Source organism: Actinoplanes oryzae (genome assembly GCF_030757795.1).
Lineage (GTDB): Bacteria > Actinomycetota > Actinomycetes > Mycobacteriales > Micromonosporaceae > Actinoplanes.
Map to the genome: position 1 here is coordinate 1 of NZ_JAUQWH010000208.1, position 13,949 is coordinate 13,949.

Here is a 13,949-nt window from a genome sequence, read left to right on the forward strand (position 1 = left end):
CGGCGGCGGTAGTCGTAGGGCTGGCCGCCGAGGGCGGGTGCGTCCGCTGTCTGGGTCACCGAAGCCTCCACGAGGGTGCCGAGAGCCGTGATCGAGTCCGACGGTAGCGGAGGATCTGCGGTGAGAAAACAGTTCGCCGAAAGGATTTACGGTTTGACGGCGGTCTGACAGATTGTTTGGCGTGGAGATCTCGGGTGTGGGGCTGGGCCGGGTGGTGGAGCCGGCGGGGGTGCTGCCGCAGGCGGCGTGGCGGCTGGACGCGTCGCCGGTGCTGGGTGCCGACGAGGTGCGGGTGCGGGTGGAGCGGCTGAATCTGGACGCGGCGAGTTTCCGGCAGCTGTCGGGCAAGCATGGCGGGGACGGTGCGGCGGTGCGTGCCGAGGTGCTGGAGATCGTCGGTACGCGCGGGAAGATGCACAATCCGGTGACCGGTTCGGGCGGGATGTTGATCGGGGTGGTCGACGAGGTGGGCCCGGAGTCGCCGCTGGGGGTGAAGCCGGGTGATCGGGTGGCGACGCTGGTGTCGCTGACGTTGACGCCGCTGGTGATCACGGATGCGTTGCGGGGCTGGGACGGGCGCAGTGAGCAGGTGCCGGCGGACGGGCACGCGATCCTGTTCGGGCGCTCGGCGGTGGCGGTGCTGCCGGAGGATCTGGCGCCGGAGCTGGCGCTGGCGGTTTTCGACGTGTGCGGGGCGCCGGCGTTGACGGATCGGGTGGTGCGCGGTTACGGGTCGCCGGCGGTGCTGGTGCTGGGCGGGGCGGGCAAGAGCGGGTCGCTGGCGCTGGCGGCGGCGAAGCGGGCGGGTGGGCGTACGACGGCGGTGGTGGTGAGTGAGGCCGAGCGTGCCGCGCTGGCGCGAGCGGGGGTGGCGGATGTGATCGCGATTGCTGACGCCCGTGACCCGGTGGCCGTGGCAGATGTCATCGATGAGCAGGCGGATGTCACCGTCGTCTGTGTGGACGTGCCGGGCTGTGAGCACGGTGCCATCCTTGCCACGAAGGCGAAGGGGACGGTGGTCTTCTTCTCGATGGCGACCAGTTTCGCGGCGGCGGCGCTGGGGGCGGAGGGGGTGGCGGCGGACGTGACGATGCTGGTGGGTAACGGGTTCGTGCCGGGGCATGCGGCGTTCGCGGTGGATCTGCTGCGTTCGTCGCCGGGGGTGCGGGCGTTGTTCGAGGCGCGGATTTCGGCAGACTGACGGTCATGACTTCGACGGTGCTGTGGGCGAACGGGCGGTTCTATTCGGCGGCGGATCCGCGGGCGACGGCGATGCTGGTGTCCGGGGGGCGGATCGTGTGGCTGGGTGACGGGGCGCAGGCTCCGGCGGCGGATCGCACGGTGGATCTGGGTGGGTTGCTGGTGACGCCGGCGTTCGTGGACGCGCATGTGCATGCGACGGACACGGGTCTGGTGGCGGGCGGGCTGGATCTGTCGGGGGTGCGGTCGGCGGGGGAGTTGCTGGAGGCGGTGGCGCGGTTCGCGGGCACGAGGCCGGCGGATGCGGTGGTGCACGGGCACGGCTGGGACGAGTCGACGTGGGCGGATCAGTCGGTGCCGGGTGCCGGGGAGCTGGAGCGGGCGGGCGGGGGCCGGCGGGTGTATCTGTCGCAGGCGTCGGTGCATTCGGCGCTGGTGTCGTCGTCGATGCTGGCGGCGTGCCCGCAGCTGGACGCGGGGCAGGGGTGGGTGCGTGAGGACGATCATCATGCGGTGCGGGCGGTGGCGCTGGGGTCGTTGACGGCCGGGCAGCGTCGCGACGCGCAGCGCACGGCCTTGCGGATCGCGGCGTCGCGGGGGGTGGCGGCGGTGCACGAGTGTGGTGGTCCGGGCACGTCCAGCGAGGCGGATTTCCAGTCGGTGCTGGCGTTGTCGGGGCAGGGGTTGCCGCAGGTGTTCGGCTATTGGGGTGAGCTGGGGGCGGCGGGCAAGGCGCGGGAGCTGGGGGCGGTGGGGGCCGGCGGGGATCTGTATGCGGACGGGGCGCTGGGGTCGCGGACGGCGTGGGTGCGGCATGCGTATGAGGACGGGCCGGGTTGCGGGGAGGCGTTCCTGAGCGCCGAGCAGGTGGGGGCGCATCTGGTGGGGTGTGCCGAGGCGGGGGTGCAGGGCGGTTTCCACGCGATCGGTGATGCGGCGATCGAGGCGGTTCTGGACGGGTTCGCGGTGGCGGCGTCGGTGCTCGGGGTGGATCGGTTGCGGGAGGGCCGGCATCGGATCGAGCATGTGGAGCTGGCGGACAAGGCGATGATCGCCCGGATGGTGGAGTTCGGGGTGGTGGCGTCGGTGCAGCCGGTGTTCGACGCGTTGTGGGGTGGCAAGGACCGGATGTATGCGCAGCGGCTCGGGGTGGAGCGGGCGTGGGTGACGAATCCGATCGGCGCCATGTATGCCACGGGGATCCCGCTGGCGTTCGGGTCGGATTCGCCGGTGACGCTGCTGGATCCGTGGGCGGCGGTGGTGGCGGCGGCGGCGCCGCGGAATCCGGCGTACCGGATGGGGGTGCGGTCGGCGTTCGGGGCGTCGACGCGCGGCGGCTGGCGGGCGGCGCTGGTGGATGACGCGGGGGTGCTGGCGCCGGGGGCGCGGGCGGTGTTCGCGGTGTGGGAGACGCCGTCGGGGCTGGCGGACGGGTTGCCGGCGCTGTTGCCGGACGTCGACGGGGTGGTGCCGCGGCGGCCGGTGTGCCGGCGCACGGTCCTCGACGGTGAAACGATCTTCGAAGGGTAGACGCGGATATGGGCAAGCTCGGGCTGGATCCGGCCGTGGTGGCGCGGGCGCGGGAGCTGGCGGCGCGGGCGGGGCAGCCGGTGGTGGAGCTGGCGCGTTCGCACACGACGGTGTCGGTGGAGCGGGCGGTGCTGCGCCTGGCCGGGGTGGCGGGGGCGGATTCCGACGGCATTCCGTGGGTGAACCGGCTGGTCGACGCGGTGGCCGCCGATGTCGGTCTTTCGCACGGGGTGGCGGTGCCGGTGTTCGACGCGTTGCTGCGCGAGGGCCTGGACGATGTGACGGTGCTGGCGCAGAAGGCGGCGGCCGGGGCTGTCGGCTTCCGGATGCCGGTCAAGCCGGGGGCGGCGAGGCGGGCGGCGGGCACGGCGGTGCGGCGCGGGTTGCGGCTGGTGGATCGGCGGCGGGCCGAGCGGGACAGGCTGATCCGCCGGTACGGCGACGCGCCGCGGCGGCCGTGGATCTATCTGATCGTGGCGACCGGGGACATTCATGAGGACATTCCGCAGGCGCAGGCGGCGGCGCGGGCCGGGGCGGATGTGATCGCGGTGATCCGGTCGACGGGGCAGTCGCTGCTGGATTATGTGCCGGAGGGTGCCACGAGGGAGGGGTTCGCGGGCACGTATGCCACGCAGGAGAATTTTCGGCTGATGCGTGCGGCGCTGGACGAGACGTCGAAGCAGCTGGGCCGGTATGTGCGGCTGACCAATTACGCGTCGGGGCTGTGCATGCCGGAGATGGCGGTGCTGGCCGGCATGGAGCGGCTGGACATGATGCTCAACGACAGCATGTACGGGATTCTGTTCCGCGACATCAACCCGGTGCGCACGTTTGTGGACCAGCGGTTCTCCCGGCAGATCCATGCCCGGGCGGGGATCATCATCAACACCGGTGAGGACAACTATCTGACCACGGCCGACGCGGTGGAGGCGGCGCACACGGTGACGGTGTCGCAGCTGCTCAACGAGTATTTCGCGCACGAGGCGGGGCTGCAGGACTGGCAGCTGGGCATCGGGCACGCGTTCGAGATCAACCCGGAGCTGCCGGAGTCGTTCCGGCTGGAGCTGGCGCACGCGCTGCTGGCGCGGGAGTTGTTCCCGGACGCGCCGCTGAAGTGGATGCCGCCGACCAAGCACATGACCGGTGACGTGTTCCGCGGCAACCTGCTCGACGGGTTCTTCAACCTGGCCGGGGTCATGACCGGGCAGGGGATCCTGCTGGTGGGGATGATGACCGAGGCGGTGGTGACGCCGTGGCTGTCCGACCGCGACATCGCCCTGCAAAATGTCCGGTATGTGCTTGACGGGGCGGGGAACCTGCACGAGGACTTCCAGCCGGCGCCGGGCGGGTTCATCCAGACGCGGGCCCATCAGGTCCTCGACGAGGCGGTGCAGCTGTTGGCGGATATTTCTGACAAGTCGCTGCTCGACGCGATCGCCTCGGGCACGTTCGGAATCATGAAACGGCCGCCCGACGCAGGCCGCGGACTCGATGGCGTGGCCGCACACGCCTCCGACTACTTCAACCCGGTGACGACATGATCGTGCGTCCCTACGGTGACACCACCGGCGACGGCATGGTGCAGGTGTCGTTCACCCTGCCGCTGGCCCACGACAAACGCGCCGAGGGCGCCGCCGTCCAGCTCGCGAACAAGATGGGCCTCGACCCGGCGATGCTGGTGCACGCCAAGCCGATGGGCGAGGCGTTCACCTTCTTCGTCGTGTACGGGCGGGTGAACCACCTGGTGGACACGGCCACCGTGCAGGTGGCCGAGCGCGACTACCCGCTGCTGAGCGCCAAGGAGGTCAACGCGGCGGTCAAGCGGCGGCTGCGGCGCCGGCTGTCGGTGGTGGGGGCGTGCATCGGCACCGACGCGCACACGGTGGGCATCGACGCGATCCTCAACGTCAAGGGGGTGGCGGGGGAGAAGGGCCTGGAGTACTACCGGGAGCTGGCGGTGACGAACATGGGGGCGCAGGTGTCGGTGCCGGATCTGGTGCAGGCCGCGGTGGAGCGCCGGGCGGACGCGGTGCTGGTGTCGCAGGTGGTCACCCAGCGCGACGCGCATCTGCACAACACGCGGGCCATGGCGGCGGCGTTCCGGGAGGCGCTGCCGGCGCACCGGCGGCCGCTGCTGGTGGTGGGCGGGCCGCGCTTCGACGAGCTGATGGCCGCCGAGCTCGGCGTGGACCGGATCTTCGGGCGTGGCACCACGCCCCGCGAGGTGGCCTCGTACCTGGTGCACGCCCTGCTGGGGGAGGACCGGAAATGATCACGGTGACGCATCGGCGGTACGTGCCGTACGCGCACGCGCACTACGCCGGGAACCTGGTCGACGGGGCGTACGCGCTGGGGCTGTTCGGCGACGTGGCCACGGACGTGTGCATCCAGCTCGACGGGGACGAGGGTTTGTTCGCGTCGTACTCCGACGTGCAGTTCAGGGCGCCGGTGCGCGCCGGTGACGTGCTCGAGGTGACCGCGCGGGTGGTGCGGATGGGCACGCGGTCGCGGCAGATCGACTTCACGGCGGCGGTGGTGTGCCGGGGCACCGAGGGTTCGCGGGCGGCCGTGCTGGCCGAGCCGATCGTGGCGGTGACGGCGACCGGCACGGTGGTCGTGCCGGGGTGATCACGTGTGTGGACGTCGGGTCGACGTACACCAAGGCGTGCCGGGTGTCGGCCGACGGCCGGTTGCTCGCGCGCGCCGAGGTGCCGACCACGGCCGCGACCGACGTGCTGCACGGCCTGGACGCGGCGGTCACGGCCGTGGGCGGTGACGGCGGGGAGGTGGCGGTGTGCTCGTCGGCCGGTGGCGGGTTGCGGCTGGCCGTCGTCGGCTACGAGCCGCTGGTCACCGCGGAGGCCGGGCACCGGGTCGGGTTGTCGGCCGGGGCGCAGGTGGTGCACGTGCACGCGGGGGCGCTGGATGCGGCCGGGGTGCGGGCGCTGCGGGCGGCGTGTCCGGATGTGATCCTGCTGGTCGGGGGCACCGACGGCGGGGACGAGGACACGATCCGGCACAACGCGGCCCGGCTGGGCGCGGCCCGGGTGCGGGTGCCGGTGGTGGCGGCCGGCAACAGCGCGGCGGCGGCGTTCGTCGCCGGGCAGCTGCCCGCGGCGACGGTGGTCGCCAATGTGCTGCCGCGCATCGGGGTGCTCGAGCCGGGGCCGGCGCGCGCGGCGATCCGGGAGGTGTTCCTGCGGCACGTGATCGGCGGCAAGCGGCTGTCGCGGGGGCGGCGGTTCGCGTCGCTGGTGCGCTCGGCGACCCCGGACGCGGTGCTCGCCGGGGTGGAGCTGCTCGCCGACCTGGCCGGGTGCGGGGTCCTGGTCGTGGACGTGGGCGGGGCGACGACGGACGTGTACTCGGCGCTGCTGCCCGACGCGGAGCTGGCCGGCGGGCCGCGCCGCGACGTGGCCGGGGTGTTGTGGCGCTCGCGGACCGTGGAGGGCGACCTGGGCGTCAACGCGTCCGCGGAGGGCACCCGTGCCGCCGCCGCCACGGAGAAATGGGACATCACGCCCGGCGGGGACGGTGCGGTGGGGCTGGCGGCGGCGGCCGCGGTAATCGGGGTGCGGCGCCACGCGCGGGGGCACTCGGCCGGGCCGGGACAGCCGCGCACGGGCGGGCGCGACCTGCGCGACGTTCGCCTGATCGTGGGATCCGGTGGCGTGCTGCGCCACGGCGGCGGCAGCGCCGTCCTGGACGCCGTGCTGGGCGACGTCGGCGGCGGGTGGGCTGTGCCGCGCGCCGCGCGGCGGGTGGTGGACACCGACTATGTGCTGGCCGCGGCGGGTCTGCTCGCGGCGCGGCAGCCGGCGGCGGCGCGCGGGCTGGTGCAGCGGCTGTACGCCGGGCAGGCATCGTCCGGGTGACACCTTCGTGCCATGTGGGTGACACGCCCGGGAAACGACACGCCGGGATGCGGCGGCGCCGGTTGACAGGGCGGGAGGGTCAGGACGTACCGTCGACGGGTCCTTTTCCCGGGAAGCGGTTGTTGTTCGCTTCGTTTCTTCGCCCACTGGCCACGCACGGCAGACCCGAACGAGCCGCCGCGTACGCCAGGTCCAGGGGGTGGGGGTCGGCGGAGCGGCGCGGACCGGCCGCGTGCTTCCCGGCACGGCCACGAGGGCGGCGAGGCCAGTAGACAACGGCACGACGCGGGCAGCCGGCCCGTGCCGCGCCGGTCCGAAGGCCCCGATCGCCCGCCTGGCCGTCCGGCCCGGGTCGGATCTCTGGGAGCAATCGGGGCGTGACCGTGACGGTCGCGCCCCGATTCCGTTGCCCCGCACCCCGCACCCCGCGCCGCACCCCGCACCCCGCACCCCGCGCCGCTGCCCGCGGCAGGTCCGCCGGCTCGCCCTCGCGCCGATCATCCGGTCGCAGCGGGCCGGGCCGCCGCCGCGCCGTGCGGGCGTGGCTCGCCGGTGCGTGCCGGGCGCTGCCCGACCCCGACCGGCCGCCGGTGTGGCTGCACGGCGAGCCCGGGGGCGGCGTCCCGGCTCGGCGACTGTTTCGTGACCGGCGCCGAGTAGCCTTCCGCGGGTGAGTTCCGTGACCCTCGAGCCGGCCCCCGCCCCCGAGCCCGTGGCGGCGCCCGCCCGGCCCGCCGGACCCCGCCCGCTGCCGCTGCGGGCGGCCCTGCCGCTGGGGGCCCTGGCAGGGGCGGCGCTGCTGCTGGCCCTGCCGCCGTACGGCCTGTGGTGGCTGGCGCCGGTGGGCGTGGCGCTGCTGGCCGCGGCCACCCACCGGCGGCGGCTGCGCGGCGGGTTCGGCGTCGGGTTCGTCGCCGGGCTGATCCTGTTCGTGCCGCTGCTGGAGTGGACACGCATCGCCGCGGGCTGGCTGCCCTGGATCCTGCTGTCGCTGGCGCAGGCCGCCTATCTGGGGCTGCTCGGCACGGCGACGGCGTGGCTGAGCCCGCTGACCGACCGGTGGCGGGCGCTGTGGCCGCTGCTGGCCGGGCTGCTGTGGACCGCGCAGGAGGCGGCGCGCGACCGGGCGCCGTTCGGCGGGTTCCCGTGGGGGCGCCTGGCGTTCAGCCAGGGCGACGCCCCGGCGCTGCACCTGGCCGTGGCCGGTGGGGCGCCGCTGGTCACCTTCGCGGTCGGCGCCGCCGGGGGCGCCCTGGCCGCCCTGCTGTGGCGCGACTGGCGGCGGCGGGGCAGCGTGCCGGCGGCGGCCGGGTTCGCCGCGGCGCTGGCCGTGCTGGTCGCCGGGCCCGCCCTGGTGCCGACGGCCACGCCCGGGCAGCAGACGAGCACGGTGGCGATCGTGCAGGGCAACGTGCCGCGGCTGGGCCTGGACTTCAACGCCCAGCGCGCGGCCGTGCTGCAGAACCACGTCACCGCCACGATCGAGCTGGCCGCCGACGTGAAGGCCGGGCGGCAGCCGCAGCCGCAGCTGGTGGTGTGGCCGGAGAACTCCAGCGACATCGACCCGCTGCGCAACACCGACGCCGCGCAGCTGATCTCCTCGGCGGCCGACGCGATCGGCGTGCCGATCCTGGTCGGCACGGTGGTGCGCACCGACACCCCCGGCGAGATCTACAACGCGGGCCTGCTGTGGCAGCCGGTGTCCGGGCCCGACCTGGCGCAGCAGTACTACAAGCGGCACCCGGTGCCCTTCGCCGAGTACATGCCGCTGCGCCCGATCGCCCGGATCGTCACCGACAAGGTCGACCTGGTGCAGAACATGCTCGCCGGTGACCATCCCGGCGTGATCGGCACCCCGGCGGCCACCGTCGGCGACGTGATCTGCTTCGAGGTGGCCTACGACGACATCGTGCGCGACACGGTCACCGGCGGCGCGCAGATCCTCGCCGTGCAGACCAACAACGCCACGTTCAACGAGGCCGAGGCGCGGCAGCAGCTGGCCATGGTGCAGCTGCGCGCCGTCGAGCACGGGCGTGAGGCGCTGATGGTCTCCACCGTCGGGGTGAGCGCCTTCGCCGGCACCGACGGCACCGTGCACGCCGCGACCGGCTTCAATACCGCCGCCGTGGTCCTGCGTGACATGCACGTGGGGGGACCGCGTACGCTGGCGACTCGGCTCGGACACTGGCCGGAGCTGGCAGCGGTCGCGTGCGCCCTGCTCGCCCTCGTGGCGGCGGCACCCCTGCGACGCCGCCGCCGCAGCCCCGCCAGCCGCCCGCACGCCGCAACGGCCACTTCAGGGAACGGTACGGAGGAACGGTGAGCGACGCGAACCCGACGTCAGCGGGCTCGGAGGGATACCCGGGGGTCGGACGCGTCCTCGTGGTCATCCCGACCTACAACGAGGCGGACAACGTCCGGCTGATCACCGCCCGCGTGCGCGCGGCCACCCCCGACGTCGACATCCTCATCGCCGACGACAACTCCCCGGACGGCACCGGCGCCATCGCCGACGAGCTGTCCGAGACCGACGACCACATCTTCGTGCTGCACCGCGCGGGCAAGGAGGGCCTGGGCGCCGCGTACGTCGCCGGGTTCGCCTGGGCCAAGAACAAGGGCTACGACGCCGTCGTGGAGATGGACGCCGACGGCTCGCACGCCCCCGAGGAGCTGCCCAAGCTGCTCGACGCCCTGGTGGACACCGACGCGGTGCTGGGCACCCGCTACATCCCCGGCGGCAGCGTGCACAACTGGCCCCTGCACCGGCTGCTGCTCTCGCGCGGCGGCAACATCTACATCCGCATGGCGCTGGGCATGCCGTTCAAGGACGCCACCGGCGGCTACCGGGCGTACCGGATGGCCGTGCTCGACGCCATCGACGTGGCCACCGTCGCCTCCCAGGGCTACTCGTTCCAGGTCGAGCTCGCCTGGCGCGCCTACCGCGGCGGGTTCCGCATGGCCGAGGTGCCCATCACGTTCACCGAGCGCGAACACGGCGTCAGCAAGATGAGCGGCAACATCTTCAAGGAACAGCTGCTCAGGGTCACCGTGTGGGGTGCCACCGCCCGCAAGGACGCCCTGCTGGGCAAGCTGGGCCGCAAGCCGCGGCAGACCTCCACCTGGCCGTGACCGTGCCCGGGCGTGTCATGCTGGAAGCCACGGCGTGACACGCCCCGCGAGGGCCACGCCCCGGGGAGGATGAGCAACCATGCGACGAGGACTGGCCCTGCTGCCGGTGGCCCTGCTGGCCCTGGCGGTCGTCGAGATCACCGTGTTCGTCGGCGTCGTGCACGCCCTCGGCGGCCTCGCCGCGATCCTGCTGCTGCTGGCCTCCAGCATCGCCGGGCTGGCCCTGCTGCGCCGCGAGGGCATCCGCGGCTGGCGCGCCTTCCGCGACGCCGCCCAGGCCGGCCGCCCGCCCGGCGAGCAGGTCAGCAACTCCCTGGTCGGGCTCGCCGGCGCCCTGCTGCTGGCCGTCCCCGGCTTCGTGTCCGCCGTCGCCGGGCTGCTGCTGGTCCTGCCGCCCGGGCGGCTGCTCGCCCGCCGCGGCGTGGCCCGCTACACCGAGCGCCGCGTCGGCTCCGCGGTCGCCGGTGACCTGTTCGGGCCCCGCCACGTCCGCGTGCACCAGGCCGACCCGGTCGACGACCCGGACGGCGGCCCCGCCGCCCCGCGCACCCCGGCCGGGCAGATCGTGCAGGGCGACGTCGTCGAGGGCGAGATCATCCGCTGACCGCCCTCACAGGGCGCGCAGGACCATGCCGATGAGGGCGTCGACATCGGCGGCGGTCATCGGCTCGCCGGTCATGCCCATGCGGTGCAGCAGCGTGCCGACCACCACGTCGACGAAGAACAGCACACGCTCCGGCGGCTCGTGCAGGGCCTCGCACAACGCGACCAGGTAGGGCTGCTGCAGCCGGCCGGCGAGGGTGGCGCGCAGGGCCGGGTCGTTGACGGCGTCGGTGAAGACCCCCGCGAAGGCCGCCCCGACTCCCGGCTCGGCGATCTTGCCGGCGATCCAGCGGATGGCACCGGTCAGCAGGTCCGCCGTCGTCTGCCCGGTCAGCGGTGCCGGCCCGAACGCGTCGACCAGGCACGCCGTGACCAGGTCGCCCTTGGAGGGCCAGCGGCGGTAGATCGTCGTCTTCGCGACACCGGCGGCCGCGGCGATGCGGTCGACGGTGGCGTGGGCGTAGCCGAGCTCGTGCACGGTCGCCAGCGTCGCCGCGAAGACGACGGCGTCGACGCCGGAGCGGGGGCGCCCCGGCGGCCGGGCGGGCATGGTCGAACGGGTCACTGGCACATCCTACCGAGTTGTGCTACCTCTGGTATCGATACCTGAGGTAGCGTAACTGCGGGGAGGAACCATGACCGGTACCGCCATCACCCGCCCGCCGCTGGGCATCCGGCTGCTGGGCGCCCTGCGCACGGACCCCGACTGGCCCGCCCTGGCGCCCGGGGCGCTGGACGCCTACCGGGCGGCCGAGAACCGCCGGCGCTCGTCCCCGCTGACCCGCGTGGTCAGCGGCTTCCCCGAGCGCGGCGCCCGCCTCGCCTGGCAGAGCGTGGACCTGGGCGACCGCGTGATCCGGGTCCGGGTCTGCCGGGCGGTGTCGGCACGCGGCCCGCTGCCGCTGGTGCTGCACGTGCACGGCGGCGGCTTCGTCGGCACGGCGGTGCAGAGCGACTGGCTCACCAGCCACCTCGCCGTGCGGCTGCCCGCCGTCGTCGTGTCGGTGGAGCATCGCCTGGTCGCCGCCGGCACCCCGCTGTCGGCCGCCGCCGACGACGGCGCCGACACGCTGCAGCGCCTCGTGCGCGACGCCGCCTCGTGGGGCACGGACCCGGCGCGCGTCGCGGTCGCCGGCGAGAGCGCGGGCGCCACGATCGCCGCCCTGACCGCGATCCGGGCCCGCGACGCCGGCCTGACGCTGCGCGCCCAAGTGCTGGTCAACCCGTGCATCGACCTGACCCCGGCCGGGCTGGACTTCCCCTCGGTGCGCGAGCACGCCACCACCGCGACCCTCACGGTCCCGCAGCTGGAGTTCTTCCGCCGCCTCGCGGTCCCCGGCGGCGGCGACGCCCGCGCCGTGTCCCCCCGCTACGCCGGCGACCTGAGCGGGCTGGCCCCGGCGCTGGTCGTCGTGCCGGTCCTCGACCCGCTCGCCGATCACGGCCGCACCTACGCCACCGCGCTGCGCGCCGCCGGGACCCCCGCCGTGCTCGCCGAACACCCTGGTGCGCCGCATGCGTTCCTCAGCATGCCCGGGCTCGTGCGCCGGGCCCGGGCCGCCCGCGCGCAGATCACCGGCTTCCTGCGCGACCGGCTCGCCCCCTGACGACGGCGGCGGACCGGCCGTCGTTCCTCCTCGCGCGCACCAGTCGGGCAAGGGCCGGGCACAGCGAAGCGCCGTCCCGCGCAAGGCGGAACGGCGCTGGTGCGGTGCGGCTGCGGGTCAGCGGCCCCGGCGGGTGCGGACCTCCTGCAGGCGCTCGTTGAGGATGTCCTCCAGCTCCGAGATCGACCGGCGCTCCAGGAGCATGTCCCAGTGGGTGCGCGGCGGCTTCGCCTTCTTCTGCTCCGGCTCGCTGCCGTCGACCAGCCGGGCGACGCTGCCGTCGAACTTGCACTCCCAGGTGATCGGCACCTCGGCGTCGACGGCGAACGGCACCTCGAACTGGTGACCCTTCACGCACAGGTACTCGCGGGTCTGCCGGGGCGCCAGCTCCGTGTTGCGGTCGGACTCGTAGCTGACTGCGCCAAGACGGCTGCCGCGCAGCATGCGTTCGCCCATGATCGGCTATCCCCTCGCTCGTGGTGCTCATTGCCGTTGGTGTAACGAAACGGACGGCCGCGAGATTCCAGGCGACCGCCGTGTGTCGGCGGTGTTAACGCTTCGAGCGTAACCGGCAGGGTCCCCTATCGGCCGTCTCCGCCCGGTCCTGACGTGGACCTTGGTCCACTTTACGGGATATTGCGAGATCTACGGATACCGCGACGCCCGACATCCCGCCCGTATCCCGCGCCCACATCCCCCGCCAGCCCGCGCCGAACCGGCCACCACCACGCTCAACGCTACCGCGCCCCGCCCCACCCCGCCGCCTCGGCCTCTTGCGCCACGAGCACCCGTGACGTATGGAACCGGTCACGGCCGGGCGCCGCCACCCCGCCCGGCCAGCGCCGACGCCAGATCACCGACCTGCGCCGACAACTGCGACACCCGGGTGTGCGCGGCATCGGCATCCGCGCGGGCCTGCGCCAGCGTCGCCCGCAACGCCTCCACCTCACCGGCCAGACGCTCGGCATCGGCACGTTCACGCGCCGCCTGCGCCTGCACGGCCGCCGCCCGCGCCGCGTCCGCCTGCGCCTGCTCGCGCAGCCGCGCCAGCTCCGCGCGCGCCTCGTCGAACCGGCGCCCCGCCTCCTGCGCGGCGCCCGTCGCCTCCGCCGCCGCCTGCGCCGACGTGCGGGCCGCCGTACGCGCCTCGTCACGTTCGGCGCGCGCGGTGTCCCGCTCGCTCTCGGCCGCCGCCTGCGCCGCCGCGGCCCGCTGCACCTCCCGGCCGGCGTCGGCGCGCACCTGCTGCACCTCGGCACGCGACTGCTCCAGCTCCCGGGCCACCGCGGCGGCCTCCCGGTGGGCGTCGGCCAGCTCCGCGCGTACCGACGCGGTGTCCTGCCGGGCCGCCTCCAGCGCATGCCGCAGCGACTCACTCTGCTGGCGGGCCGCGTCACGGTCGGTCTCGGCCTGCACCCGCAACGCCGCCGCCGCACTCGCCGCCGCCTGCGTCTGGTCGCGGTCCGCCACCGCCGCCCGGGTGTCCGCCGCCGCGGCCTCGGCCAGCCGGTGCGCCGCCTCCGCCTGCTGGCGGGCGTCGTCACGCTGCGCGCGGGCCACCACCGCGTCCTGCCCGGCCGCCGCGGCCGCCTGCGCCGCCCGGTCCGCCTCGCGCCGCGCCTCGTCGCGGTCGGTGTGCGCGGCCGCCACCAGCCGCGAGGTCTCCGCGCGCACCTCGGCGACCTGCCGCTCCACCCCGGCCGGCGACATCTCCGCGTGCAACGCCTCGCTCAGCGTGCCGACCAGCTGATCCAGGCGGTCCACCACCTCCCACGTGCGGGCGACCTCCCCGGCCAGCCCCGGCGACGCGCGATGGCGCATCCGCACGTTGCGCGACGCGCGCTGGCACTCGCCGTCGTTGTCGCGGCAGTACCGGAACGGCCGGCCCGCCGACGCCCGCTGCGGCACCGGACGCCCGCAGTGCGCGCACGGGCGGGTCTCCACGATCCGGCCCTGCTCGTCGACCGCCACCGCGCCGACCGTCCCGGCCACACCGGGGGACACA

General features: G+C 74.5%; 13 protein-coding genes. 10 read left to right on the top strand and 3 right to left on the bottom strand.

Going from position 1 to position 13,949, the window contains the following annotated elements:
* The first annotated feature begins 187 nt into the window (after nt 1-187).
* The 9 genes from kdd to RBH18_RS39045 all read left to right on the top strand — a co-directional run bounded on the left by kdd (nt 188) and on the right by RBH18_RS39045 (nt 10,338).
* Entirely contained in the window at nt 188-1,201 is a 1,014-nt protein-coding gene (kdd, locus tag RBH18_RS39005) for an L-erythro-3,5-diaminohexanoate dehydrogenase (RefSeq protein ID WP_306215549.1), read from the top strand.
* Between the two features lie 5 nt (nt 1,202-1,206).
* Nucleotides 1,207-2,730 (top strand): amidohydrolase, encoded by a 1,524-nt coding sequence (locus RBH18_RS39010; protein WP_306215540.1) that lies wholly within the window; start codon nt 1,207-1,209, stop codon nt 2,728-2,730.
* 8 nt (nt 2,731-2,738) lie between these two features.
* A complete protein-coding gene (gene kamD, locus RBH18_RS39015; protein WP_306215541.1) occupies nt 2,739-4,271 on the top strand; it encodes a lysine 5,6-aminomutase subunit alpha in 1,533 nt (510 codons plus the stop codon).
* On the top strand, nt 4,268-5,002 hold the full coding sequence (gene kamE, locus RBH18_RS39020; RefSeq protein ID WP_306215542.1) for a lysine 5,6-aminomutase subunit beta: 735 nt from the start codon (nt 4,268-4,270) through the stop codon (nt 5,000-5,002). The genes kamD and kamE overlap by 4 nt, the downstream gene beginning before the upstream one ends.
* On the top strand, nt 4,999-5,358 hold the full coding sequence (kal, locus tag RBH18_RS39025; RefSeq protein WP_306215543.1) for a 3-aminobutyryl-CoA ammonia lyase: 360 nt from the start codon (nt 4,999-5,001) through the stop codon (nt 5,356-5,358). Before kamE ends, kal begins: the two co-directional genes overlap by 4 nt.
* On the top strand, nt 5,358-6,605 hold the full coding sequence (locus RBH18_RS39030) for a glutamate mutase L (RefSeq protein WP_306215550.1): 1,248 nt from the start codon (nt 5,358-5,360) through the stop codon (nt 6,603-6,605). Before kal ends, RBH18_RS39030 begins: the two co-directional genes overlap by 1 nt.
* 712 nt (nt 6,606-7,317) lie before the next feature.
* Complete coding sequence (lnt, locus tag RBH18_RS39035; RefSeq protein ID WP_306215551.1) at nt 7,318-8,928, top strand: apolipoprotein N-acyltransferase; 1,611 nt, start codon at nt 7,318-7,320, stop codon at nt 8,926-8,928.
* Nucleotides 8,925-9,734, top strand: coding sequence for a polyprenol monophosphomannose synthase (locus tag RBH18_RS39040; protein ID WP_306215544.1), 810 nt, complete (start codon nt 8,925-8,927; stop codon nt 9,732-9,734). The genes lnt and RBH18_RS39040 overlap by 4 nt, the downstream gene beginning before the upstream one ends.
* Nucleotides 9,735-9,813: 79 nt before the next feature.
* On the top strand, nt 9,814-10,338 hold the full coding sequence (locus tag RBH18_RS39045; protein ID WP_306215545.1) for an FxsA family protein: 525 nt from the start codon (nt 9,814-9,816) through the stop codon (nt 10,336-10,338).
* Between the two features lie 6 nt (nt 10,339-10,344).
* On the opposite strand, the gene RBH18_RS39050 is transcribed toward RBH18_RS39045, so the two are convergent.
* Entirely contained in the window at nt 10,345-10,902 is a 558-nt protein-coding gene (locus tag RBH18_RS39050; protein ID WP_306215546.1) for a TetR/AcrR family transcriptional regulator, read from the bottom strand.
* A 70-nt stretch (nt 10,903-10,972) separates the two neighbouring features.
* Between RBH18_RS39050 and RBH18_RS39055 the strand changes: the two genes are divergently transcribed.
* Nucleotides 10,973-11,944 carry an alpha/beta hydrolase gene (locus RBH18_RS39055; protein ID WP_306215547.1) on the top strand — a complete coding sequence of 324 codons (972 nt, stop codon included), beginning with the start codon at nt 10,973-10,975 and terminating at the stop codon, nt 11,942-11,944.
* Between the two features lie 117 nt (nt 11,945-12,061).
* Here RBH18_RS39055 and RBH18_RS39060 read toward each other — a convergent pair whose 3' ends face one another.
* Both RBH18_RS39060 and RBH18_RS39065 read right to left on the bottom strand, forming a co-directional pair.
* Nucleotides 12,062-12,400, bottom strand: coding sequence for an RNA polymerase-binding protein RbpA (locus tag RBH18_RS39060; RefSeq protein WP_305783351.1), 339 nt, complete (start codon nt 12,398-12,400; stop codon nt 12,062-12,064).
* Nucleotides 12,401-12,751: 351 nt separating this feature from the next.
* Nucleotides 12,752-13,948, bottom strand: coding sequence for a coiled-coil domain-containing protein (locus tag RBH18_RS39065; RefSeq protein WP_306215548.1), 1,197 nt, complete (start codon nt 13,946-13,948; stop codon nt 12,752-12,754).
* Between the last annotated feature and the right edge of the window lies 1 nt (nt 13,949).

What these genes read in the sequence shown, in the direction of transcription:
- RBH18_RS39010 (WP_306215540.1), top strand. Translation starts at nt 1,207, where the DNA reads ATGACTTCGACGGTGCTGTGGGCGAACGGGCGGTTCTATTCGGCGGCG.
- kamD (WP_306215541.1), top strand. Translation starts at nt 2,739, where the DNA reads ATGGGCAAGCTCGGGCTGGATCCGGCCGTGGTGGCGCGGGCGCGGGAG.
- kamE (WP_306215542.1), top strand. Translation starts at nt 4,268, where the DNA reads ATGATCGTGCGTCCCTACGGTGACACCACCGGCGACGGCATGGTGCAG.
- kal (WP_306215543.1), top strand. Translation starts at nt 4,999, where the DNA reads ATGATCACGGTGACGCATCGGCGGTACGTGCCGTACGCGCACGCGCAC.
- RBH18_RS39045 (WP_306215545.1), top strand. Translation starts at nt 9,814, where the DNA reads ATGCGACGAGGACTGGCCCTGCTGCCGGTGGCCCTGCTGGCCCTGGCG.
- RBH18_RS39055 (WP_306215547.1), top strand. Translation starts at nt 10,973, where the DNA reads ATGACCGGTACCGCCATCACCCGCCCGCCGCTGGGCATCCGGCTGCTG.
- RBH18_RS39060 (WP_305783351.1), bottom strand. Translation starts at nt 12,400, where the DNA reads ATGGGCGAACGCATGCTGCGCGGCAGCCGTCTTGGCGCAGTCAGCTAC.